General features: G+C 54.2%; 22 protein-coding genes and 1 pseudogene. 10 read left to right on the top strand and 13 right to left on the bottom strand.

What is annotated here, in order from left to right; genetic code table 11:
• Window positions 1–21: 21 nt before the first annotated feature.
• Window positions 22–3,135 (top strand): annotated as a pseudogene (acrD, locus tag ACE15A_RS05925) (multidrug efflux RND transporter permease AcrD).
• Between the two features lie 101 nt (window positions 3,136–3,236).
• On the opposite strand, the gene ypfM reads toward acrD, so the two are convergent.
• The gene (gene ypfM, locus ACE15A_RS05920; RefSeq protein WP_001386977.1) at window positions 3,237–3,296 is read right to left on the bottom strand and encodes a protein YpfM; all 60 of its coding nucleotides are present in this window, start codon (window positions 3,294–3,296) and stop codon (window positions 3,237–3,239) included.
• A 412-nt stretch (window positions 3,297–3,708) separates the two neighbouring features.
• Here ypfM and ACE15A_RS05915 point away from each other — a divergent pair, with 412 nt between their 5' ends.
• The 3 genes from ACE15A_RS05915 to ACE15A_RS05905 are packed head-to-tail and all read left to right on the top strand — an operon-like array spanning window position 3,709 to window position 5,424.
• The gene (locus ACE15A_RS05915) at window positions 3,709–4,065 is read left to right on the top strand and encodes an ArsC family reductase (protein ID WP_023245944.1); all 357 of its coding nucleotides are present in this window, start codon (window positions 3,709–3,711) and stop codon (window positions 4,063–4,065) included.
• Between the two features lie 3 nt (window positions 4,066–4,068).
• Window positions 4,069–5,196: a succinyl-diaminopimelate desuccinylase gene (gene dapE, locus ACE15A_RS05910; protein WP_023245945.1), complete on the top strand. Its 1,128-nt coding sequence runs from the start codon at window positions 4,069–4,071 to the stop codon at window positions 5,194–5,196.
• A 27-nt stretch (window positions 5,197–5,223) separates the two neighbouring features.
• Entirely contained in the window at window positions 5,224–5,424 is a 201-nt protein-coding gene (locus ACE15A_RS05905) for a YpfN family protein (protein WP_000383839.1), read from the top strand.
• A gap of 26 nt (window positions 5,425–5,450) precedes the next feature.
• On the opposite strand, the gene tmcA is transcribed toward ACE15A_RS05905, so the two are convergent.
• The 5 genes from tmcA to dapA form a co-directional block, all read right to left on the bottom strand.
• Window positions 5,451–7,469 carry a tRNA cytosine(34) acetyltransferase TmcA gene (gene tmcA / locus ACE15A_RS05900; protein WP_053507826.1) on the bottom strand — a complete coding sequence of 673 codons (2,019 nt, stop codon included), beginning with the start codon at window positions 7,467–7,469 and terminating at the stop codon, window positions 5,451–5,453.
• Window positions 7,470–7,484: 15 nt separating this feature from the next.
• A complete protein-coding gene (locus ACE15A_RS05895; RefSeq protein WP_023245947.1) occupies window positions 7,485–8,348 on the bottom strand; it encodes a neutral zinc metallopeptidase in 864 nt (287 codons plus the stop codon).
• A 130-nt stretch (window positions 8,349–8,478) separates the two neighbouring features.
• Entirely contained in the window at window positions 8,479–9,192 is a 714-nt protein-coding gene (gene purC, locus ACE15A_RS05890) for a phosphoribosylaminoimidazolesuccinocarboxamide synthase (RefSeq protein ID WP_023179582.1), read from the bottom strand.
• Between the two features lie 174 nt (window positions 9,193–9,366).
• The gene (gene bamC / locus ACE15A_RS05885) at window positions 9,367–10,401 is read right to left on the bottom strand and encodes an outer membrane protein assembly factor BamC (protein WP_053507827.1); all 1,035 of its coding nucleotides are present in this window, start codon (window positions 10,399–10,401) and stop codon (window positions 9,367–9,369) included.
• A 16-nt stretch (window positions 10,402–10,417) separates the two neighbouring features.
• The gene (gene dapA, locus ACE15A_RS05880) at window positions 10,418–11,296 is read right to left on the bottom strand and encodes a 4-hydroxy-tetrahydrodipicolinate synthase (RefSeq protein ID WP_000494016.1); all 879 of its coding nucleotides are present in this window, start codon (window positions 11,294–11,296) and stop codon (window positions 10,418–10,420) included.
• A 145-nt stretch (window positions 11,297–11,441) separates the two neighbouring features.
• Between dapA and ACE15A_RS05875 the strand changes: the two genes are divergently transcribed.
• Together ACE15A_RS05875 and bcp are read left to right on the top strand one after the other, a co-directional pair.
• A complete protein-coding gene (locus ACE15A_RS05875) occupies window positions 11,442–12,014 on the top strand; it encodes a glycine cleavage system transcriptional repressor (protein ID WP_000189059.1) in 573 nt (190 codons plus the stop codon).
• Window positions 12,014–12,484, top strand: coding sequence for a thioredoxin-dependent thiol peroxidase (gene bcp / locus ACE15A_RS05870; RefSeq protein ID WP_001068686.1), 471 nt, complete (start codon window positions 12,014–12,016; stop codon window positions 12,482–12,484). The genes ACE15A_RS05875 and bcp overlap by 1 nt, the downstream gene beginning before the upstream one ends.
• Before the next feature lie 46 nt (window positions 12,485–12,530).
• On the opposite strand, the gene ACE15A_RS05865 is transcribed toward bcp, so the two are convergent.
• From ACE15A_RS05865 to ACE15A_RS05850, 4 genes are all read right to left on the bottom strand, one after another.
• On the bottom strand, window positions 12,531–13,670 hold the full coding sequence (locus tag ACE15A_RS05865; protein ID WP_053507828.1) for a glycerate kinase: 1,140 nt from the start codon (window positions 13,668–13,670) through the stop codon (window positions 12,531–12,533).
• A 5-nt stretch (window positions 13,671–13,675) separates the two neighbouring features.
• Window positions 13,676–14,944 carry a GntP family permease gene (locus ACE15A_RS05860; RefSeq protein ID WP_053507829.1) on the bottom strand — a complete coding sequence of 423 codons (1,269 nt, stop codon included), beginning with the start codon at window positions 14,942–14,944 and terminating at the stop codon, window positions 13,676–13,678.
• Window positions 14,945–15,011: 67 nt separating this feature from the next.
• Entirely contained in the window at window positions 15,012–16,199 is a 1,188-nt protein-coding gene (locus ACE15A_RS05855; RefSeq protein ID WP_053507830.1) for a sugar diacid recognition domain-containing protein, read from the bottom strand.
• A gap of 276 nt (window positions 16,200–16,475) precedes the next feature.
• A complete protein-coding gene (locus ACE15A_RS05850) occupies window positions 16,476–17,543 on the bottom strand; it encodes an AI-2E family transporter (protein WP_129382378.1) in 1,068 nt (355 codons plus the stop codon).
• 207 nt (window positions 17,544–17,750) lie between these two features.
• Here ACE15A_RS05850 and bepA point away from each other — a divergent pair, with 207 nt between their 5' ends.
• Both bepA and arsC read left to right on the top strand, forming a co-directional pair.
• Window positions 17,751–19,214 carry a beta-barrel assembly-enhancing protease gene (bepA, locus tag ACE15A_RS05845; protein WP_064055919.1) on the top strand — a complete coding sequence of 488 codons (1,464 nt, stop codon included), beginning with the start codon at window positions 17,751–17,753 and terminating at the stop codon, window positions 19,212–19,214.
• Window positions 19,215–19,253: 39 nt separating this feature from the next.
• Complete coding sequence (gene arsC, locus ACE15A_RS05840) at window positions 19,254–19,613, top strand: arsenate reductase (glutaredoxin) (protein ID WP_023245953.1); 360 nt, start codon at window positions 19,254–19,256, stop codon at window positions 19,611–19,613.
• 26 nt (window positions 19,614–19,639) lie between these two features.
• Here arsC and ACE15A_RS05835 read toward each other — a convergent pair whose 3' ends face one another.
• The 3 genes from ACE15A_RS05835 to upp form a co-directional block, all read right to left on the bottom strand.
• Window positions 19,640–20,341 carry a DnaA inactivator Hda gene (locus ACE15A_RS05835; RefSeq protein WP_061835882.1) on the bottom strand — a complete coding sequence of 234 codons (702 nt, stop codon included), beginning with the start codon at window positions 20,339–20,341 and terminating at the stop codon, window positions 19,640–19,642.
• A 94-nt stretch (window positions 20,342–20,435) separates the two neighbouring features.
• Window positions 20,436–21,725 (bottom strand): uracil permease, encoded by a 1,290-nt coding sequence (uraA, locus tag ACE15A_RS05830; protein WP_023245954.1) that lies wholly within the window; start codon window positions 21,723–21,725, stop codon window positions 20,436–20,438.
• 87 nt (window positions 21,726–21,812) lie between these two features.
• A complete protein-coding gene (gene upp, locus ACE15A_RS05825; protein WP_000706208.1) occupies window positions 21,813–22,439 on the bottom strand; it encodes a uracil phosphoribosyltransferase in 627 nt (208 codons plus the stop codon).
• Between the two features lie 404 nt (window positions 22,440–22,843).
• Here upp and purM point away from each other — a divergent pair, with 404 nt between their 5' ends.
• Window positions 22,844–23,881, top strand: a complete 1,038-nt coding sequence (gene purM, locus ACE15A_RS05820; RefSeq protein WP_023245955.1) for a phosphoribosylformylglycinamidine cyclo-ligase — start codon at window positions 22,844–22,846, stop codon at window positions 23,879–23,881.
• Window positions 23,881–24,519, top strand: coding sequence for a phosphoribosylglycinamide formyltransferase (gene purN, locus ACE15A_RS05815; RefSeq protein WP_023245956.1), 639 nt, complete (start codon window positions 23,881–23,883; stop codon window positions 24,517–24,519). The genes purM and purN overlap by 1 nt, the downstream gene beginning before the upstream one ends.
• Window positions 24,520–24,542: the final 23 nt, after the last annotated feature.

The raw sequence follows: 24,542 nt of genomic DNA, 5'->3' as shown, positions 1-24,542 counted from the left end.
GAAACACGAGGTTCTCCTTTAATGGCGAATTTTTTTATCGATCGCCCCATTTTTGCCTGGGTGCTGGCTATCCTGTTGTGTCTGACAGGGGCGTTAGCCATTTTTTCTTTACCCGTTGAACAATATCCCGATCTGGCGCCGCCCAACGTGCGTATTACCGCGAATTATCCGGGAGCGTCGGCGCAAACGCTGGAAAATACCGTAACCCAGGTTATTGAGCAGAATATGACGGGTCTCGATAATCTGATGTACATGTCATCACAAAGCAGCGGAACCGGACAGGCGACCATCACGCTGAGCTTTATTGCGGGAACCGATCCTGATGAGGCGGTTCAGCAGGTGCAAAACCAGTTACAGTCCGCGATGCGTAAACTGCCGCAGGCGGTACAGGATCAAGGCGTCACGGTACGCAAAACGGGCGATACCAATATTTTGACCATCGCCTTCGTCTCTACCGACGGTTCTATGGACAAGCAGGATATCGCCGACTACGTCGCCAGTAATATTCAGGACCCGCTCAGCCGCGTTAACGGCGTAGGCGATATTGACGCTTATGGCTCACAGTACTCTATGCGTATCTGGCTCGACCCGGCCAAATTGAATAGTTTTCAGATGACCGCGAAAGACGTGACCAATGCGATTGAGTCGCAGAATGCGCAAATCGCCGTCGGGCAGCTTGGCGGTACGCCTTCAGTCGACAAGCAGGCGCTGAACGCCACCATCAATGCGCAGTCGCTGCTGCAAACGCCGCAACAATTTCGCGATATCACCCTGCGCGTTAATCAGGACGGTTCCGAGGTCAAACTGGGCGATGTCGCCACCGTGGAACTGGGGGCGGAAAAGTATGACTACCTCAGCCGTTTTAACGGCAATCCGGCTTCCGGTCTCGGCGTTAAGCTGGCCTCCGGTGCGAACGAAATGGCGACCGCGAAGCTGGTGCTGGATCGCCTCAACGAGCTGGCGCAGTACTTCCCCCACGGCCTGGAATACAAGATCGCGTATGAAACCACCTCCTTTGTCAAAGCATCGATTATCGATGTAGTCAAAACGTTGCTGGAGGCTATCGCGCTGGTTTTCCTGGTGATGTATCTGTTCCTGCAAAACTTTCGCGCCACGCTGATTCCGACGATCGCCGTGCCGGTAGTATTGATGGGCACCTTCTCCGTGCTTTACGCGTTCGGCTACAGTATTAACACATTAACCATGTTCGCGATGGTGCTGGCGATCGGGCTACTGGTCGACGATGCCATCGTGGTGGTGGAAAACGTCGAACGCATCATGAGCGAAGAAGGCCTCACCCCGCGTGAAGCGACGCGCAAATCCATGGGGCAAATCCAGGGCGCGCTGGTCGGTATCGCGATGGTGCTGTCTGCGGTATTCGTGCCGATGGCGTTCTTTGGCGGCACCACCGGGGCTATTTATCGTCAATTTTCTATTACCATTGTCTCGGCAATGGTGCTGTCGGTGCTGGTCGCCATGATCCTGACGCCGGCGCTGTGCGCGACCTTGTTAAAACCGTTGCGCAAAGGCGAGCAGCACGGGCAAAGCGGATTTTTCGGCTGGTTTAACCGTACCTTCAATCGTAATGCCGAACGTTATGAAAAAGGCGTAGCGAAAATTTTGCATCGCAGCCTGCGCTGGATTCTGATTTATGTTCTGTTGCTTGGCGGCATGGTGTTCCTGTTTTTGCGCCTCCCCACCTCCTTTCTGCCGCAAGAAGATCGGGGCATGTTCACCACATCTATCCAGCTACCGAGCGGTTCTACGCAACAGCAGACCTTGAAAGTCGTTGAAAAGGTTGAAAACTATTACTTCACCCATGAGAAAGACAACATTATGTCGGTCTTCTCGACGGTAGGTTCCGGCCCTGGCGGGAATGGGCAAAACGTTGCGCGCATGTTTGTCCGCTTGAAAGACTGGGACGCGCGCGATCCCACCACCGGCACCTCGTTCGCCATTATTGAACGGGCGACAAAAGCATTTAACCAGATTAAAGAAGCTCGCGTCTTCGCCAGCAGCCCGCCGGCAATTAGCGGTCTGGGCAGCTCCGCCGGTTTTGATATGGAATTACAGGATCACGCCGGAGCAGGCCATGACGCGCTGATGGCCGCACGAGATCAACTCATTGAGCTGGCAGGGAAAAACAGTTCCCTGACCCGCGTGCGCCACAACGGCCTGGACGACAGTCCGCAACTGCAAATTGATATTGACCAACGGAAAGCGCAGGCGCTGGGCGTGTCGATTGACGATATCAACGATACCCTGCAAACGGCCTGGGGGTCGAGCTACGTCAACGACTTTATGGACCGGGGCCGCGTGAAGAAGGTCTATGTCCAGGCGGCGGCGAAATATCGTATGTTGCCGGATGATATTAATCTTTGGTATGTCCGTAACAAAGACGGCGGCATGGTCCCCTTCTCCGCCTTCGCCACCTCGCGCTGGGAAACCGGATCGCCGCGTCTGGAACGCTATAACGGCTATTAGGCGGTAGAAATTGTCGGAGAGGCCGCGCCGGGCGTCAGTACCGGGACAGCTATGGACATCATGGAGTCATTGGTGCATCAGCTACCGGGCGGTTTTGGCCTGGAATGGACAGCCATGTCTTACCAGGAACGGCTCTCGGGCGCGCAGGCGCCCGCGCTGTACGCCATTTCGCTATTAGTCGTCTTCCTGTGTCTGGCGGCATTATATGAAAGCTGGTCAGTGCCCTTCTCAGTGATGCTGGTTGTGCCGCTCGGCGTCATTGGCGCGTTGCTCGCCACCTGGATGCGTGGGCTGGAAAACGATGTTTACTTCCAGGTGGGGCTGTTGACCGTTATCGGCCTCTCGGCAAAAAACGCGATTCTGATTGTGGAATTCGCCAACGAAATGAACCAGAAGGGGCACCCGTTGTTAGACGCCACGCTGCACGCCAGCCGCCAGCGCCTGCGTCCGATACTGATGACCTCGCTGGCGTTTATCTTTGGCGTATTGCCGATGGCGACCAGCAACGGGGCTGGCTCGGGTAGCCAACATGCTGTCGGGACCGGCGTGATGGGGGGAATGATCTCAGCAACCATTCTGGCTATCTTCTTTGTACCACTGTTCTTCGTGCTGGTACGGCGCCGCTTCCCGCTGAAGCCACGCCCGGAATAAGGTATCGGGCAGCCTGATACGAGGTGTCGGGCACAAAAAAGGCGACTTTCGTTGAGTCGCCTTTTTTTATCCCCTATGGGAGCGCGGTGCCTTCCAGTAATTTATTTACGAAGCATAACTTCGATAAAATCTTTCCAGTTCCCCAGTTCACGTTCAATCATAATAGCCTCTCTTATTATTATGGGTATTCTACGTAGTTAGCGGTATAGAGAGAAGATCATTTAACCGATTGTTGCGATACCCTCCGGTTATGCTGTCTATGATATTACTATGGCGCTGTAGCCATAAATTTTATGTGACTTACTGCAATATTTTGCAATATCAATACCTTTTCTACTACTTTACCGAATAGGGTTAAAAAACAAACTATTGCATGCGCGCAAAATACGATTTGTCCAGCGAACCATAAGCACGCCACTTCTGGAACGTTTTGGAATCATTATTCACATTCACTCAACAATGTTATATTGATTGCCGATCAGTGCTGGATAAATAACCATTAACGGCCACACTTATTATCCCGCAGACGATACTATTGATTATTTATTCGAATTTCGCGTTAAAGGATTCAATATGATTACCCTCTATGGCATTAAGAATTGCGACACTATCAAAAAAGCGCGCCGTTGGCTGGAGGAGCATGGCATTGATTATCGTTTTCACGATTACCGGGTGGATGGAATAGACCTCCCTCTTCTTAATACCTTTATTGCCGAACTCGACTGGCAGCCTTTACTGAATACGCGCGGCACAACATGGCGCAAACTGGATGAAGCCGACCGCAGCAGGATTACCGATGCCGACTCCGCCGCCGCCCTCATGGCTGAGCAGCCGGCAATAATTAAACGCCCATTGCTCTGCGCGCCCGGGAAGCCTATGCTGCTTGGTTTCAGTGAATCCCGTTATCAGCAGTTTTTTGATGAGGTGTAGTCTATGTCGTGCCCGGTTATTGAGCTGACACAGCAACTTATTCGTCGCCCCTCCCTGAGTCCGGATGACGCAGGCTGTCAGGCATTAATGATTGAACGCCTGCGTAAAATCGGTTTTACCATTGAGCATATGGATTTTGGCGACACGCAAAATTTTTGGGCATGGCGTGGGCGTGGCGAAACGCTGGCGTTCGCCGGGCATACTGACGTCGTGCCGGCAGGCGATGTCGATCGCTGGATCAATCCGCCGTTTGAGCCTACGATTCGCGACGGAATGTTGTTCGGTCGCGGCGCGGCGGATATGAAAGGATCACTGGCGGCCATGGTGGTGGCTGCTGAACGTTTTGTTGCGCAGCATCCTCATCACCGGGGCCGTCTGGCGTTTCTGATTACCTCTGACGAAGAAGCCAGCGCGAAAAATGGCACCGTAAAGGTGGTTGAAGGGCTGATGGCCCGTAACGAGAGGCTGGATTACTGTCTGGTCGGCGAACCTTCCAGTACTGAAATTGTGGGCGATGTCGTCAAAAACGGGCGTCGCGGTTCTCTCACCTGTAACCTCACTATTCATGGCGTTCAGGGGCACGTCGCCTATCCGCATCTGGCGGATAACCCTGTTCATCGCGCCGCGCCTTTTCTCAATGAACTGGTCGCTATCGAGTGGGATCGGGGCAATGACTTTTTCCCGGCCACCAGTATGCAGGTAGCCAATATCCAGGCAGGCACCGGCAGCAATAATGTCATTCCCGGCGAACTGTTCGTGCAGTTTAACTTCCGTTTCAGCACGGAACTGACCGATGAGATGATCAAAGAACGGGTACATGCGCTGCTTGAGAAGCATCAGCTACGCTATACCGTAGACTGGTGGCTTTCCGGTCAGCCGTTCCTGACCGCACGCGGCAAGCTGGTGGACGCGGTGGTAAACGCCATTGAGCACTATAATGAAATTAAGCCGCAATTACTGACGACGGGCGGTACGTCCGACGGACGTTTTATCGCCCGGATGGGAGCGCAGGTGGTAGAACTGGGGCCGGTGAACGCCACAATTCATAAAATTAATGAATGTGTAAATGCCGCCGATCTCCAGCTACTGGCCCGTATGTATCAACGCATTATGGAACAGCTCGTCGCCTGATGAGCGTTCCTGTAAGAGGAAATGAGCATGGACTGGCTGGCAAAATATTGGTGGATTCTGGTATTGGTGTTTCTGGTAGGTGTACTGCTGAATGTGATCAAAGATCTCAAACGCATCGACCATAAGAAATTCCTTGCCAACAAACCTGAGCTGCCCCCACATCGCGATTTTAACGATAAGTGGGACGATGAAGACGACTGGCCGAAGAAAGATCAGCCGAAAAAGTAACCGGATATCATGCCGGAAAGGCACCGCTATCCGGCATGGTCCCCACCGCCGGGCATAACGTAGCGCAAACGCTGCGTTCGTTCGGCATCCAGCGCAATCAACGCTTGCGCCGCCTGCGCACGCTGCAACGCCAGTAGAGCTTTACGACCTGAAATGTGCAGCCGGACGCACAGTTCGGCATCGCTGGCTTTTTCTTCCAGCCGCCCTCTCAGCGCCGGCAATGGCAATGCGCTGTATTGCAGTAAACGATGCAGGCAACCTAACGACGTCAGTAGCGGGCGGTGCGCGAAAGCAAAACCAACCAGCTCACGCCAGTCTTCATCATTAAGCGCCCCGTCGCGTAACGCCGCCAGCGGTATCGCCTCGCCGTTCCACTGCGTCAGGATATCCGCATCGCGTCGCAAACGCCGGTGTTCCTGCTGCGCCAGCCGTTTTCCCGCGTCGCTCAGCGGCAATAACGCCATCGCCGTATAGCAACCGCTGCTCGCCTCCCGATGGTTGCCCATCCGTACCAGCACAAAGCCGCAGCGTTGCCAGAAACGCCACAGCTCCGGCGTATAGCCGAAGCTGACGGAAAGATAATCACACTGCGCCGCCTGCACGCACGCGCAGGCAATCAACTGCTGACCGATGCCTTCACGCTGGCGGGCGGGGTGCACCGCGATACGGCTTACGCGACGCCCGACTAGCGTCGCGGCTAAAGGGTCGCTACCGTGCGCCGCCAGCGACTGCGCCACCAGATTTCCACGCGGACGCCGGAAACCGCACCATACCGCCCGACTGAGTTCTGCGGATAATCCGCCCTCTTCGACCAGCCAGAGGGCGCCCGCCACACGGTTATTCGCCGTGGCCTGCAAGAAATGCTGCCCTGGCGCATCCATCATTCGGCGCAGATCCAGCGGCGAAGTACGATAGTGCGCCCCCGACAGTAACTGATACACAGCCCGCGGCAACGCGGGCGTCTCCCCCCAGGCCTGCGGGTAAAACACCGAGATTGCTATCGTGCCATGCGGCGCCTGCGCAAACGATTCATCGTCGAATATCAGCGCCTCGCTGACGATATTTTCCAGCGGGCACCCAGGCGCCCAGCGGACAGGCTGACGAAGCGCAAAACGGTGAAGCTGCGGAAAACGGGCGCAAAACTTAAGTAAAAAACCGCGTCCGGTGCCTTCGTAGCCCTGAACGGTGGTGGTCAGTAGCGTACGAGGAAAGCGCGAAACCAGTTGCAGCAGCAGCGGCGCGGGTATTGCCGCCGCCTCGTCAACCACCAGCCAGTCGGCTCTTGCCCCGCTCTCCAGCAGGGCATCAGGCGCCATAAAACAGAACCTCCCGCCGGCAAACGTTGCCAGGATGTCCGTTGCCGCTTTCGCCGGCGCGGTCACGATAGCCGTGCCCGTCATCTGTGAGATGAATTGCCCGGCCAGCGCCGATTTGCCGCGCCCGCGAGCGGCAATCACCGTCGCCACGCCGGGCGGCATTTCAAGTAAACGCGATAAGATAGCCGCCTGCTCCGGCTGCGGCTCGCCGGTGGCCGCTCGCCAGCGTTCACGGGAAGGATAAGATGGCCAGCAAAACGGCTGGTGCTGTCGCCAAAGCAGCGTTTGCGGATCGCGGGAGAGAGTCCGTTTAAGATGCTGTGCAAACTGCGGTGTGGGGATAGGCTGCGCGCAGTCGCTCCAGCGCAGTGAATCGGTATCGGGCCTGCATTCCCATGCCTCATACGGCGGCATCAGCAGAAGCAGCCAGCTTCCGGCCTGCAAGGTCCCGCTCAGAGCGGCAAACGCTGCGGCGTCAAAGCCCTGCCAGGCATCAAATATCGCATGACGGAATTCACGGCCCAGCAGCGTTTGTAACGCCTGTGGCGTACAGCGCGGCTCTGCGGGCGCGTCAGGCGCGACCCACAGCCAGTCACCGGGCAGTGCAGCACGTATAGCCTCGGCCCGTTCCCGGCACCACGCCGTGTCGCCGCTGATGACCAGTAAACGGCGAATGCCTTCCTGTGTCATTTGCGACGTTAACGCCTGTAGCGCATCGATATCAGACATCCCTGCCCCGGTTTATCAAAAGTTTTTGCCAAACGTATTACATTGCGCCGGGTCGCCGCTGTCAAATCCACGCTTAAACCAACTGTAGCGCTGTTCTGAGGTGCCGTGGGTAAAACTATCCGGTATTACGCGCCCCTGCCCCTGTTGCTGTAAGCGATCGTCGCCGATAGCCTGTGCGGCATTGAGCGCCTCTTCCAGATCGCCCGCCTCCAGTACGCCTTGCTGCTGCATACTGTGTCCCCACACGCCGGCAAAGCAATCCGCCTGTAGCTCCATGCGCACCGAAAGGCGATTCACCTCCGTTTGCGACGCGTTTTGCTGCAACTGGCGCACCTTCGGCTCAATACCTAACAGTTTTTGCACATGGTGGCCGACTTCGTGGGCGATGACATAACCCTGGGCAAAATCGCCGTCCGCGCCCAGCTTATTTTTCATATCATCGTAAAATGAGAGATCAATATATACGGTGCCGTCCGCCGGGCAGTAAAACGGCCCCATCACGGACTGACCCGCACCACAGCCGGTGCGCGTCATACCACGGTACATCACCAGTTTTGGCTGCTGATAGCCGCGCCCCATTTTTTGAAAGAGTTGCCCCCAGGTATCTTCGGTCGTCGCCAGGATCACCGAGGTAAATTTTGCCGCTTCATCATCATTGGGGCTTATCGAACGCGTCGACTGCTGCTGCGAAACCGGCTGACCGGTCAACAGACCGGTTAAATCCACCCCATAGTACCCTGCGACCAACACCACCACCAACAGAATGATGCCGCCTTTCCCGCGCGGAAGACGAAAGCCAGGGCCACCCAGCGAGGGGCCGCCTGGCCGATTACGTCTGTCTTCTACATTGTTGCTTTCACGACGCCCTTGCCAGCGCATAATCACCTCATTCTCTCTTTGTTATACAGATGATCGTAGGCGGTCAGGCGCAGGATTACCACAGGTAAACACTATCAGAATGAGGAAAGGATGATACCGGAGAGCGGTTGCCCCCCGGTCAGAAGCGGAATTAATCTAATTTCACGCCCAGGCGATGCGCGACGGCTTCATAGGCTTCAATCAAGCCGCCCAGACTCTGGCGGAAGCGGTCTTTGTCCATTTTGTCCAGCGTCTCTTTATCCCACAGGCGGCTGCCGTCCGGTGAAAACTCATCGCCCAGCACCACTTCGCCTTTATACAGGCCAAACTCCAGTTTGAAATCCACCAGGATAAGACCCGCGTCATCAAACAGTTTTTTCAGTACGTCGTTGGCTTTGTAGGTTAATTCTTTCATACGCGCCAGATTTTCCTGACTGACCCAACCGAAAGTTTCACAATAGGAACCATTCACCATCGGGTCGTGCAGCGCGTCGTTTTTCAGGAACAGATCGAATATCGGCGGGTTAAGCTCCATGCCTTCTTCCACGCCCAGACGCTTGACCAGCGACCCTGCCGCACGGTTGCGCACCACACATTCAACCGGCACCATCTCCAGCTTCTTCACCAGACACTCTGTATCAGACAGCAAACGTTCCATCTGGGTCGGGATGCCCGCCTCGGCTAGTTTGGTCATAATGAAATGGTTGAATTTGTTATTTACCATGCCTTTGCGATCAAACTGTTCAATGCGCGCGCCATCCCCTGCTGACGTATCATTGCGGAATTCGAGCACCAACAGGTCCGGGTTTTCCGTGCTGTATACGGTTTTCGCTTTACCACGATACAACTCAGCTTGCTTTTGCATCTTTAACACTCCTGGGTGTGAATTAACGATAAGTATTCATTTCCTGCTACGCCTGCCGGAGGAGCCGGCCTGTAATTGTGGTGCGAAATAGCGGTTAAATCGCGTTTTTGTACCGACGCACACGTTTGCGTATCTTATCAGAAAAAAGGGCCGGATTGCTCCAGCCCTGTTAAATTACTTGTTGAATGCCGCCTGGAAGACGGCAACCAACGCATCATTCTGGCTTTGCGTCAGGGTATGCCCCTTAGGATCGATAAACTGCAAGCTGCTGCGGTTATCTAAATCGCCGACCTGCAATTTATAGTCTCCGGACACCAGGCCCGGATCGCTTGCGCCCAGATCCCGCCACTCGCTGTCAGACAACGGTTTGTATGTTACCGCCATACTGCCCTGTGAGCGAGTACTGTCGGTGACTTTCATACCCGCTTTTTCCAGCGCGGCCGGAAGACGCTGCCATACCACGTTGAATGGACCGCGAACGACCAACATAGGTAAACCGGTATCATCAGCGGCGCTCTGCACATCCATCGTTGCGGCGGAACGGCTCTGCGCGGAATTTGCCGCATCCGTAGCGGTCTTATCCAGACCGGCGGAAATGACGTTCATCATTTCAGTGCTGTAGCGCTGCAGCGACGCCGCATCGGCGACCGGCTTGCCAGCCTGTTCCAGATTAACCAGTTTTACCGTTACCGCCTGCTGATAGCCCTGCGGCTTCACCGAGATTTGATAACGTCCGCGATACTGTTCGTCTTCATCCAGGCGGTTCCAGTTCACCCAATCGGTCGTCAGGGTCTGGCTGGCATCGTCACGTTTTTCAATCGGATAATTTTTCGCTTGAATCACGCTGACGACTTGCGGCCACAGCGTGCTGCTACGACCATTTTCCACCAATAGCGTAGCGGTATCGCCAGAGAACTGGGTACGCGCGCCGCTCACCAACGCTAACGGCTGCGCCGGCGGACGGATATCCAACGCCTTACCAACCGCGCCGCTCCCCTTTGTGACCGGAATAACATAGTCGCCGGTCGTTATCGGCAGAATCATTCCTGCCGGGGCGTGAAGTTCAGCAAGCGGCGCGGCATCCAGATAGGATTCATCGCCGCTTACCTGGCGCTTGTAGCGCGAATCGGAACTACAGGCAGCGAGCAGCAAAACAAGCGAAACACCCGCAACCTTCGCCAGGCGCGACTTTTGTACTGAGTAAGCCATCAAATCTCCCTAAACTTTACAGCAGGCCAGCATGCTGAAGCGCTGCTTTGACGATATCACGACCATTGTCCGTGATAGGCGTCATTGGCAGGCGCAGCGTGTCGGTCGCCACAAGACCCAATGCCTTACATGCCCATTTCACCGGGATAGGATTGGGTTCGACAAATAGTTTGTTGTGTAACGGCATCAGACGCTGATTGATAGCGCGCGCCTCGGCAAATTGCCCTTCCGCCGCCAGTTTGCACATGTCAGCCATATCGCGCGCGGCTACGTTAGCCGTAACGGAAATCACGCCATGACCACCCAATTGCATAAAATCCAGCGCAGACGCGTCATCGCCGCTAAGCAGAATAAAATCGTCTGAAACCAGCTCTTTGATCTGATGAACGCGGGTTAAGTTCCCTGTCGCCTCTTTGATAGCGATAATATTTTTTATTTCCGCCAGACGACCCACGGTTTCCGGCAGCATATCGCAGCCGGTACGGGACGGCACATTATACAAAATTTGCGGCAAGTCAGTGTGTTCCGCGATGGCTTTGAAATGCTGGAACAAACCTTCCTGCGTGGGGCGATTGTAGTACGGCGTCACCGTCAGGCAGCCAACAACGCCACTGTCGTTAAAACGCTGCGTCAGGCTAATCGCTTCCGCGGTCGCGTTTGCGCCCGTGCCGGCGATAACCGGAATACGTCCGTCAGCCAGTTCCAGCGTCATCATCACGACATCGCCATGTTCATCATGGCTTAGCGTGGCGGACTCGCCGGTGGTGCCAACCGAAACAATCGCCGAGGTACCGTTGGCGACATGATAATCAATGAGTTTTTTCAGGCAAGGCCTACTGACGTTACCTTTCTCATCCATCGGCGTAACAAGCGCGACAATACTTCCCGTGAACATGGGCCATCCTCTGTGCAAACAAGTGCCCCAATGGTACGTTTGGTATGGCAATAAAAGCAAGCGACCAGAGCCGTTCTGATTGTTGTATGCAGGTTTTTTTTATGCTTTCCTTAAGATTACCTCACCGCTCAAAGGAATAACTGGTTTGACACCGTCATCACAACACTATTTGGTTATCACTGCGCTGGGCGCCGACAGGCCCGGCATTGTGAATACCATTACTCGCCATGTCAGTAGTTGCGGCTGTAATATTGAAGACAGCCGACTGGCGATGCTGGGCGATGAATTCACGTTTATTATGCTGTTGTCCGGCACGTGGAATGCGATTACCCTGATTGAATCGACATTGCCGTTAAAAGGCGCAGAACTGGATCTGCTGATTGTGATGAAACGGACATCCGACCGCCCCCGCCCGGCAATGCCCGCGACGGTATGGGTTCAGGTTGAGGTCGCCGACTCCCCGCATTTAATTGAGCGATTCACCGCGCTGTTTGATAGTCATGAAATGAATATTGCGGAGCTGGTCTCCCGCACACAGCCAGCCGAAGGCGATAAAGCCGCGCAATTATTTATTCAAATCACTGCACATAGTCCGGCGTCGCAAAATTCCGCAAATATTGAGCAAGCCTTTAAGGCACTATGTACAGAACTCAATGCGCAAGGCAGTATAAACGTCGTCAATTACTCACAACATGATGAACAGGATGGAGTTAAGTAATGAATCCACTGAAAGCCGGTGATATCGCACCGAAATTTAGCTTGCCGGATCAAGACGGGGAACAAGTAAATTTGACCGACTTCCAGGGACAGCGCGTTCTGGTTTATTTCTACCCAAAAGCCATGACACCCGGCTGTACCGTGCAGGCCTGCGGCTTACGCGATAACATGGACGAGCTCAAAAAAGCAGGCGTGGACGTGCTGGGCATCAGCACCGATAAACCTGAAAAACTCTCCCGTTTCGCTGAAAAAGAGCTGCTGAACTTTACCCTTTTGTCCGATGAAAACCATCAGGTGTGTGAACAATTCGGCGTCTGGGGCGAAAAGTCGTTTATGGGCAAAACGTATGACGGCATTCACCGCATCAGCTTTTTGATTGACGCTGACGGTAAGATTGAGCACGTCTTTAATGATTTTAAAACCAGCAATCACCATGATGTGGTGCTGAACTGGCTGAAAGAAAACGCGTAAAAGCCTCAGGCCGCGCTGATGTGCGGCCTGGAAAGGGAATGCGCCGTCAGGCTTGCCGCGCCAGACGCCATATCGCCGCCACATTGCGCGCCGACAGGCTCAGGTTATATTCTGCCTCGTGTAAGGCTTCCGGCAGCGTAACGATATGTGACAAAATCGATAGTGCCGCATCGATACCCTGTTGATACACAACGTGATGATCGTGTTGCAGCCCACCGGCGAGCGCGATAACCGGTTTATGATACCGCTTAGCCACTCTGGCGACGCCAATCGGCGTCTTGCCGCAAATACTTTGGCTGTCCAGCCGCCCTTCTCCGGTAATCACCAGATCGGCATCTTTAACCGCCTGCTCAAGCTGTAGCGTTTCCACGACAATCTCTACGCCGGCGCGTAATTCCGCATTGAGCAATCCTAAAAGCGCGGCGCCCATTCCGCCTGCCGCACCCGCGCCGGGAGCGTTAATCACCTCACGTCCCGTCGCCTGATAAATATGTCGGCCCCAGTTTTCCAGCGCCGCGTCCAGAGTGTCCACCATTTCCGCTGTCGCCCCTTTTTGTGGGCCAAAGATGGCCGATGCGCCCTGGGGACCACACAGCGGATTGTTGACATCGCACGCCACGGTTATCGATACCTTACGCAGCAATGGGTGACAACCGGACAGATCGATAGAGGCCAGCGCCGCCAGCGCCTCGCCGCCCGGGGGCAGCGAGCGTCCCTGTTTATCACGTAATATAACGCCAAGCGCCTGCATCATCCCCGCGCCGCCGTCATTCGTCGCGCTGCCGCCAATCCCCAGAATAATACGCTTTACGCCACGCTCCAGCGCCGCGACGATTAATTCACCGGTGCCATAGCTGGTGGTATTAAGCGGGTTGCGCAATTCAGGCGAAACGTGATGCAGCCCGGATGCCGCCGCCATTTCAATCACGGCGGTATCGCTATCGCCCAACATTCCCCAACGCGCGGTCACCGGTTGCCCAAGCGGGCCCTGTACCCACTGGTCGACATAACGCCCGCCGCTGGCTTCCACCATCGATTGTACGGTTCCTTCCCCGCCATCCGCCATGGGCACTTTAATGTAGTCGGCGTCAGGATAAATTTCGCGGAACCCCTTTTCTATCGCCTCGGCAACCGCCATTGCGGACAAACTTTCTTTAAATGAATCAGGAGCAATAACAATTTTCATAGGGATTATCCTGCAAAACCGAAGAAGCCGAACATCAGAGTAGAAATAAAGGTAATGGTTAAACCCACCAGCGTTTCATACGGCATTAGCTTTAAACGTTCATGAATTTGCATATTGACGCTACCGCCCGTCGCGTGGAAAAAACTACCGTGCGGCAGATGGTCCAGCACTGTGGTGCCTGCATGGATCATAGCGGCTCCCGCCAGGGCGGAAACGCCAAGTTCAAGTAACGTGGGAGAGAAAACGCCGGACGCCACCGCCGTTCCCGCTGTGGTTGAAGCCGTTGCCATTGACATCATGGCGCCAGACACGGGCGCCAGCAGCCAGGACGGCAATCCCGAAGCGGTGAGGCCATGAATCAGGACATCTTTAAGTTCGGAATTAGCGATAATTCCGGCCAGCGTGCCGGTTCCCAGCAACATAATAGCGACAGGTGCCATACGCATCAGACCGGCGACCATGTACTGGTTACAGTGGCGCGCACGTCCCATTAACAGCAGACCGACCAATCCCCCTACGGGCAGGGCAATTAACGGGTCAATGGAAATGCCGGCAAACGGACGGAGAGAAAGCAGGAAAATCGCGACCAGCGGCGCGCTAATCGCCACCAGAAAACCGGGTCTGGCGACGGAGTCATCATGGTCAGTCACTTCATGATCGGCGACGCCCACGCCTTTATTATTCAGCCGTTTCGCTAACAGATAGGCGATAATAAGCCCAACGATGCCCGGAACCACGCCCGCCAGCATAATAGAGGTAAGAGGAACATGAAACGCATCGGAGGCGGCAATGGCGTTCGGGTTAGGAGACATCACGTTACCCGCTTTGCCACCGCCGACCATCGCCAGCAGAATAGCGCTTTTTGACAGGCCCGCATTACGCGCAATCGACAGCGCAATCGGCGCGACGGTAATCACCGCCACATCAATAAATACGCCGACGGCGGTCAAACATAGCGTGGCAATGGCTAATGCCAATAATGCCCGGGTTTCCCCCACCTTGCGCACAACCGTCTCAGCAATCGTATTCGCCGCCCCGGACTCAATTAATACGCCAGCCAGTACGCCTGCGGCCAGAATACGTAATACGGCATTAACGATGCCCTGCGCGCCTGACACCATCAGCGAAACGGTTTGCAGAAGATCGGCGCCGCCAATCAAACCGCCGACCAGCGCTCCCGCCATCATGCCGTAGGCTGGCGACACTTTCCTTAAAATTAATACGATGGCCACGACCAATGCAGCAATGGCTCCCAGGGTGGATATCGACGTCATATACTGCGCCTCCTTTAACATAGAGCGCGCAGTATGGAAAAGCCCGCCTAAAAATCCGCTGGAGCTTTCAACAGATTTCGATCCGACCAGGCGGCGGTAACTTGTCGGTCGATACAGATTCGGCCTGGAGTTCCATACCGATATAAAGCCAAAGCGTACTTTTTAACTCATTGATTTTTATGTGCGTAATATCTTCACAACGCTGTAAGCGATAGCGCAATGTATTCACATGAATATGCAATGCTTTGGCCGTTTGCGTCAGGTCACAATTATGTTCAAACCAGGTCCGCAGCGTCTGTTGCAATACGCCTTTCGCATCATGTTGTACCAGTTGCAGCCACAAACGCGATAACTCCTGCACTTGCCAACTTTCAGACAGCCCGCTTAGCAGCGCGGGAAGCGCATGGTCATGATAAAAAATGTACTGGCTGCGCAGCTTTTGTCTTTTCGCCATCACCTGCGTGGCTCTGGCAGTGAGCAAAGATCGGTGCAATCCCGTCTCGCCGGCAAAATAGCCCCCAACCAAAATACGGCTAAAGCCCGATGATGCAGCCCATGATTTAAAAATCTGCAATTCGCCCATTTCCTGGCGGGTATTCCACTTTCCCTCTTTTAACGTGATAGGCTTAATAATGATTAATTCATTAAATTCGGTAAACGTCACCAAATGGTTGCGCGCGTGATTCTCGAAATAATCCATTACATTGCGCAGCGCTTCGCGATCCGGCTGGGAAAGTTCAATAATCAGCACCACTCTGGGAACCGCCAGATCAATGCCCAGATAGGCCGCCATGGAACGCAACGATTCCGTCGAATTTTCTCGCAAAATCAATTGGTTGATTAGCTCTTCGCGATAGCGTTTATCCCACTGGCGCTGTTCGATCAGCACCATATGCTCGATCACCAGCTCCGCCGCCATTTTAACCAGCTCGGCATAAGCGCGAACCTGTTCCGGCTCACCGGTAATGCCTACCACGCCAATAAGCTGTTCATGAAAAGAGATGGGGAGATTAATGCCGGATCGCACGCCTTTGAGCTGATTGGCGGTAGCGGAATCAATTTCTACAATACGGTTTTCCTTCAGCGCCAGAATGGCCCCTTCGTGACGCTGGTGAAGGCGCGAAGGTTCGCCAGACGCGATAATGACGCCATGTTCATCCATGACGTTTACCGAGTAAGGAATAATTTTCATGGCTCGCTGTACAATTTGCCGCGCGGTATACCCTTTCAAGTAATGTTTTCTCAACACACTCATTCCCTGTTTCGTTATCGCTTTACATTAAAAAAGCCATTTCGCATCAATGATGTCACTTATTAACGAATTTCTCCGAAGAATGCTTAGGCTAAGTCACCAAATTTTGGCGGCTTTACAGCGAGAATTTTGTAGGTTTCAACAATAGAAATGCCGCAACACGGTGCGGCATTAAAAAAAAGATCGGCTTTCTAAGCGCTTGTCCCCCATCGGGAATGCGCAAAATGGCGACAGGGCACTATGATATCGTTCACGCTTTACGGCTTTCGTACAGACCGCTTAGGATGAGGTATCCGTCACCTGACCATCCGGCCAGGCATGGACGACTGCTTTAATCAGCGTCGCCAATGGAATGGCGAAAAATACCCCCCAGAATCCCCACAGACCGCCGAAAATCACCACCGACAGAATAATCACCAGCGGATGCAAATTCACCGCTTCGGAGAAAAGTACCGGTACCAACAGATTGCCATCCAGCGCCTGAATAATCAGATAAACGGCAAAGCAGCTCCAGAATTCCGTCACCAGGCCAAACTGAAACAGCGCGACGCCCACCACCGGAATTGTCACCACAAAGGCGCCGATATAGGGGATCAGGACCGAAAAGCCCACCAGTACCGCCAGCAGTAGCGAATAGTTGAGGCCAAACAGCAAAAAGCCCAGCCAGGTCGCCACGCCCACCACCACCATCTCCAGCACTTTTCCGCGGATATAGTTGGTGATCTGCTGATTCATCTCATTCCACACCTGCCCCGCCAGCCCGCGATTACGCGGCAGCACGCGGCGCACAGCATTCAGCATCTGCTCTTTATCTTTTACCAGGAAAAAGACCATCAGCGGCACCAGAACCAGATATACCGCCAGCGTCAGTAGCCCGACCAACGAAGCCAACGAATACTTCACCACCGAATCGCCCATGTTAAGCATCCGGGTGCGCATGTTTTCCGCCATCGCATCAATAATGCCCGCATCCATCAGCGCCGGATAACGTCGCGGCAAGGTCGCGGCAAAATCGGACAGTTTATTCAGCATACCGGGCATATCACGAATCAGGTAAATACCCTGCTGCCAGGCAATCGGCATCACCACAAACGCCATTAATAACAGAATGCCGACAAAGAGGATAAGGACAATGGAGGTTGCCCAGCGTCGGGAACAGCCAATCGCCTGTAGGCGTGCCGTTGGCCACTCCAGCAGGTAGGCCAGTACGATAGCGACCAACAGCGGCGCTAACAGGCCGCTAAAGAAAAAGAGGATGCTAAAACCAGCCACCAGAATGACCAGCAAGGCAATCGCCTCCGGGTCGCTGAAGCGACGGCGATACCATTGCATTAACATTTCGAGCATAAAACCCTTCCCAGAACTCAACTGCGGGATTGTGATGCCGAATTGTATCGAAATGTCACAAAAAAGACTTCGCTTTTTATCGTTGATTCAGGAAACTAAAACAGTGCGTCTGTGCTCATCACAGTTACACTTATGAAGTGTCGGAGCGTGGAACGATATTTCACGAAGTTGGTCAAAGGGCTATCTCAAAATAACAGGATAGAGGTTATGTTCAGGCAGTTGAAAAAAAACCTGGTGGCAACCCTCATTGCAGCATTGGCTCTCGGTCAGGTCGCGCCCGCATTTGCCGACCCTGCCGACACGCTGCCCGATATGGGAACCTCGGCAGGAAGCACGCTTTCTATTGGACAAGAGATGCAAATGGGCGACTTTTATGTGCGCCAGCTACGCGGCAGCGCGCCGTTAATCAACGATCCGCTGCTGGTGCAATACATTAACGCTCTCGGAATGCGCCTGGTCTCACACGCCTACTCCGTCAAAACGCCCTTCCATTTTTTCTTGATCAATAATGACGAAATCAACGCCTTCGCGTTCTTTGGCGGCAATGTGGTGCTGCACTCGGCGCTTTTTCGCTATGCGGATAACGAAAGCCAGCTAGCCTCAGTCATGGCGCATGAAATCTCCCACGTTACGCAGCGCCACCTGGCGCGCGCGATGGAAGATCAAAAGCGCAGCGCGCCGCTCACCTGGGTGGGCGCGCTCGGTTCCATTTTGCTGGCAATGGCCAGCCCACAAGCCGGTATGGCGGCACTAACCGGTACTCTGGCGGGAACGCGCCAGGGGATGATAAGCTTCACCCAGCAAAATGAGCAAGAAGCCGACCGTATTGGTATTCAGGTACTGCAACGCGCCGGATTTGACCCACAGGCGATGCCCTCTTTCCTCGAAAAACTGCTCGACCAGGCGCGTTACTCCACGCGCCCGCCTGAAATTTTGCTCACTCACCCCTTACCGGAAAGCCGCCTTGCGGATGCCCGCAACCGCGCAAACCAGATGCGCCCGGTCGTGGTACAATCTTCCGCCGACTTCTATCTCGCCAAAGCGCGTACCCTGGGAATGTATAATTCCGGACGTAACCAGCTCACCAGCGACCTGTTGGATCAGTGGTCTAAAGGCAACGTGCGTCAGCAACATGCGGCACAATATGGCCGGGCGTTGCAGGCGATGGAGGCGAGCAAGTACGATGAAGCGCGCAAAACGTTACAGCCGCTATTAAGCGCGGAACCGAACAATGCCTGGTATCTTGACCTCGCCACCGATATTGACCTGGGGCAGAAAAGAGCCAGCGACGCGATTAATCGCCTGAAAAATGCCCGCGATCTGCGCGTTAATCCGGTGCTGCAGTTAAACCTCGCCAATGCATACCTCCAGGGAGGCCAGCCGAAAGCGGCGGAAACCATTCTGAATCGCTATACCTTTAGCCATAAAGATGATGGCAACGGCTGGGATCTGCTTGCTCAGGCCGAAGCCGCGCTGAACAACCGCGATCAGGAGCTGGCGGCGCGCGCCGAAGGTTATGCGCTGGCGGGACAACTGGATCAGGCAATTTCACTGCTCAGTAGCGCCAGCTCCCAGGCGAAACTGGGTAGCCAGCAACAGGCGCGTTACGATGCGCGTATCGACCAGTTGCGCCAGTTACAGGAACGCTTCAAGCCATACACGAAAATGTAATCGCCATTTATTAGCCGGATGGCGTCACAAGGAGAACTCATGACCGACACGATTAAAATCTACCATAACCCGCGCTGCTCGAAGAGCCGCGACACGCTGAATCTGCTGAAATCTAACGGCGTGGAACCGGAAGTGGTGCTTTATCTGGATACGCCCGCCGATGCCGCCACCGTGCGTGAACTGCTGCGTATGTTGGGCATGTCCAGCGCGCGCGAACTGATGCGCCAGAAAGAAGACCTTTATAAAACGCTTCACCTGGCGGATAGCCAGCTTAGCGAGGAGGCGTTAATTCAGGCGCTGGTTGAACACCCTATACTGATGGAGCGCCCCATTGTGGTGGCGAATGGTCAGGCACGTATTGGTCGGCCGCCTGAGCAGGTACTGGACATCCTCGGTTAACCGCTGAACGCCGCCGTCGCGGCGTATTACAGTTTCAGAATCTCTTTGACAAACGGGATCGTCAGTTTTCGCTGGGCAGTGATCGACGCATGATCGAGCTGATCCAGCGTCATAAACAGCGTGCGCATTTCGCGATCGAGCCGTTTAAGCAAAAACCGTCCGACATCTTCCGGCAGTTCAAACCCCCGTAGCCGGGCGCGCAACTGTAGCGCCTGAAGTTTATCTTCATCCGAAAGAGGCTGGAGTTTATAGATTTGCCCCCAGTCCAGGCGGGAAGCGAGATCGGGCAAGCCCAGATTTAACTGTCTTGGCGGACGATCGCCGGTGATCAATAACCGCGTCTTACCGGACTCCAGAATACGGTTATAGAGATCAAAGATCGCCATCTCCCACAGTTCATCGCCAGCGACGCACTCAATGTTATCAATACACACCAGCGAGAGGTGTTCCATACCGTCGAGCACTTCCGGCACGAACCAGGTGCGTTTATCGAGCGGGACGTAGCCTACCGCATCTCCACGCTGCGACAATTCCGCGCAGGCGGCATGCAACAAATGGCTGCGGCCCGCACCTTCACGCGCCCAAAGGTAGATATATCCACTATGTTCCTGACGCAACACGTTTTGTAACGCGGCCAGTAGAGAGGCGTTATCCCCCGGCCAGAAACTTGCGAAAGTTTCGTCGTCAGGAAGATAAAGTGGCAAAGAGAGCTGTGCCGGTGTGTTCAGAGATACCTCAACCCAGGATTGCATAAAATCGTGCTGAGTTTACCACATAATTCTCTTGAGATAGAACCAGGCAGCATCGCTGCCCGGCAACCCGTTACCGATGCGGCGGCTCCACATCATTTGCCTCCAGCACAACTTCTTCCGGACGCAACAGGCTAATCAGTTTAAAAATCAGGCTAAGGCCAATCCCGACGATGGTCGCCAGCGCCATCCCTTTCAATTCTGCCGCGCCGATAGCCACTTTCGCGCCGCTCACGCCGATGATCAAAATTACCGAGGTGAGGATCAGGTTTTGCGCTTTGTTATAATCGACTTTCGATTCGATCAATACGCGAATCCCCGACGCGCCGATAACGCCGTACAGCAGCAGCGAGACGCCGCCCATCACTGGTAACGGGATAATCTGAATCGCCGCCGCCAGTTTGCCGACGCAGGAAAGCAGAATGGCGAAAATCGCCGCGCCGCCAATAACCCAGGTACTGTAAACGCGAGTTATCGCCATGACGCCAATATTTTCACCATAGGTGGTATTCGGCGTGGAGCCGAAGAAGCCGGAGACGATCGTCGACAGTCCATTGGCGAACATCGAGCGGTGCAAACCGGGATCGCGTACCAGATCTTTTTTGACGATATTCGCCGTTACCACCAGATGACCGACATGCTCGGCAATCACTACCAACGCCGCAGGCAGAATCGTCAGGATCGCGAACCATTCAAAACGCGGCGTATAGAAGGTCGGCAGCGCAAACCAGTGCGCCTGGGCAATCGGCGTGGTATCGACCACCCCCAGCGCGAACGACAGCGCATAGCCCACCAGCACGCCAATCAAAATAGGAATGATCGCCAGGAAACCACGAAACAGTACGGAGCCGAACACCGTCACCGCCAGCGTGACCATGGAGATAATAATCGTTTTTGTGTCCGGCGATTGCCCTTGCGCAGGGAGCAATCCGGCCATCCCCGCCGCGACGCCTGCCAGCTCCAGACCGATAACAGCAACGATTGCGCCCATTGCCGCAGGCGGGAACATCACATCCAGCCAGCCTGTGCCCGCTTTTTTAACGATGAAAGAGACCAGGCAGAATAATACGCCGCACATAATAAAACCGCCCAGCGCCACTTCATAACCCAGCGGCAACAGCAGTAATACCGGCGAAATAAAGGCAAAGCTCGATCCCAGGTAGGCAGGGATTTTACCTTTGCAGATAAAGAGATACAGCAACGTTCCGATACCGTTAAACAGCAGAACCGTCGCGGGGTTGATATGAAACAGAACTGGCACCAGCACGGTCGCGCCAAACATGGCGAAAAGGTGCTGCAAACTAAGCGGGATTGTTTGTAAAAGCGGCGGTCTTTCACTCACCCCGATAGCACGGCGCGTCATAGTGTTTTCCTCTGAGTGTGTTTGTTATGAGTTGTTTTATTCAAAAAAAAGCCGACTCTTAAAGTCGGCTTTTCATCATTTATTCACTTATTTAGTACCAAAAATCTTATCGCCGGCATCGCCAAGCCCTGGAATAATGTATCCGTGCTCGTTAAGCCCCTGATCGATAGAAGCGGTGTACAGTTCAACGTCCGGGTGCGCTTTTTCCAGCGCCGCAATGCCTTCCGGCGCGGCGACCAGCACCAGCACCTTAATGCTGCTACAGCCTGCTTTTTTCAGCAGGTCGATGGTCGCGATGACAGAACCGCCAGTCGCCAGCATCGGGTCGACGATCAGCGCCATGCGCTCATCAATGTTCGATACCAGTTTCTGGAAATAAGGTACTGGCTCAAGCGTCTCTTCGTTACGGTACATCCCGACTACGCTGATACGCGCGCTCGGTACGTTTTCCAGAACGCCTTCCATCATGCCCAGACCCGCACGCAGAATCGGCACAACGGTAATTTTTTTACCTTTGATCTGGTCAATTTCCACCGGGCCATTCCAGCCTTCGATGGTGACTTTTTCCGTTTCCAGGTCGGCTGTCGCTTCATACGTCAGCAGGCTGCCTACTTCTGAGGCGAGTTCACGAAAGCGTTTAGTGCTAATGTCGTTTTCACGCATCAGACCCAGCTTGTGTTTGACGAGTGGGTGTTTGACTTCCACGATCTTCATACTCTTCTCCTATCCTCAGATGACTGGCAACCACAAAAAAAATCGCCGGATTATACCGCTTTTCCTCTCTGGCGCAACACAATGTATGCTTGACCTGGATCAACCAAAAGCGCTGATCGCGGAAAAGCGAGTATAAATCACTCACGTTGAAACCAGCGCCTACCGCCATCAACCTATTGAATTTTAACAGGTGATAATCTTTCTCGTCCACATATCGTAAACCAAGTGCCGGATATCCTTTTCTTTTTTACCAACAGGGAAAATTTTCAAGCAGCGGCCGAAACCATACCAAAAAATCGCCCGGACATGCAGGGCGCAGACCACGCTCGCAAACGTTTGCTTTCCCTGTTAGAATTGCGCCGAATTTAACTTTTACCGCAAGAAAAAACGTGGGGAACCAGGCAGTGACCGATAAAACCTCTCTTAGCTATAAAGATGCCGGCGTCGATATTGATGCGGGTAACGCTCTGGTTGATCGAATCAAAGGCGTAGTGAAGAAAACTCGCCGCCCGGAGGTTATGGGCGGTCTGGGCGGTTTCGGTGCGCTGTGCGCGTTGCCGCAAAAATATCGTGAACCGGTACTGGTTTCCGGCACTGACGGCGTAGGCACCAAACTTCGCCTGGCGATGGATTTAAAACGTCACGACGCTATCGGTATTGATCTGGTGGCGATGTGCGTAAACGATCTGGTCGTTCAGGGCGCGGAACCGCTGTTTTTCCTCGATTACTATGCCACCGGTAAACTGGATGTCGATACCGCCGCCAGTGTGATCAACGGTATTGCCGAAGGCTGCCTGCAATCTGGTTGCGCGCTGGTCGGCGGCGAGACGGCGGAAATGCCGGGCATGTATCACGGCGAAGATTACGACGTGGCGGGTTTCTGCGTTGGCGTAGTCGAAAAATCAGAAATCATCGACGGCTCCCGGGTTGCCGAAGGCGACGTGCTGATTGCGCTCGGCTCCAGCGGCCCGCACTCGAATGGATATTCGCTGGTGCGTAAAATTATTGACGTTAGCGGCTGCGATCCACAAACCACTCTGCTGGAAGGGAAGCCACTTGCCGATCATCTGCTTGAACCGACCCGTATCTACGTAAAATCGGTTCTGGAACTGATTGAAAATATCGATGTACACGCTATCGCACACCTCACCGGCGGCGGCTTTTGGGAAAATATTCCGCGCGTTCTGCCGGAGAATACCCAGGCGGTAATTAATGAGTCGTCCTGGCAATGGCCCGCCATCTTTACCTGGCTGCAAACCGCCGGTAACGTCAGTCGACATGAAATGTACCGTACCTTTAACTGCGGCGTCGGCATGGTGATTGCGCTATCCTCTCCGGAAGCGGACAAAGCGCTTGCTCTGCTAAACGAGAAAGGTGAAAACGCATGGAAAATCGGTATCATCAAAGCCTCTGATTCCGAACAGCGTGTGGTTATTGAATAATGAATATTGTGGTGCTGATTTCCGGCAACGGAAGCAATTTACAGGCGATTATCGATGCCTGCAAAGCAAAGAAAATTAAAGGCACCCTCAGGGCAGTATTCAGCAATAAGGCTGACGCGTTCGGCCTTGAACGCGCCAGAGAAGCCAGTATTCCGGCACAAGCGCTGACTGCCGATCGGTTTGGCAGCCGCGACGCCTTCGATCGCGAGCTGATTCGCGAGATAGACGCGTATTCGCCTGATGTGGTCGTGCTGGCCGGTTTTATGCGTATTCTGAGTCCGGCGTTTGTCGCGCATTACCACGGGCGTCTGCTGAACATTCACCCTTCCCTGCTGCCAAAATATCCGGGGTTGCATACCCATCGCCAGGCGCTGGAAAACGGCGATGAGGAGCATGGTACCTCGGTGCATTTCGTGACAGACGAACTCGACGGCGGTCCGGTCATTCTCCAGGCGAAGGTGCCGATTTTTGCCGACGACAACGAAAATGATATCATCGCACGCGTACAAACTCAGGAACACGCGATTTATCCGCTGGTGATCGGCTGGTTTGCGGAGGGGCGTTTAAAGATGCGCGATAACGCCGCCTGGCTGGACGGGCGTCGTCTGCCGCCGCAAGGTTATGCGTCTGACGAATAATACGCCATCTGATGTGGCTGCGT

Origin of the sequence: Salmonella sp. HY31 (genome assembly GCF_042604575.1) — a bacterium.
In the GTDB taxonomy this organism is placed as follows: domain Bacteria; phylum Pseudomonadota; class Gammaproteobacteria; order Enterobacterales; family Enterobacteriaceae; genus Salmonella; species Salmonella diarizonae.
The sequence above is the reverse complement of the archived record's forward strand: the minus strand, read 5'-3'. Positions and strand labels throughout refer to the sequence as shown.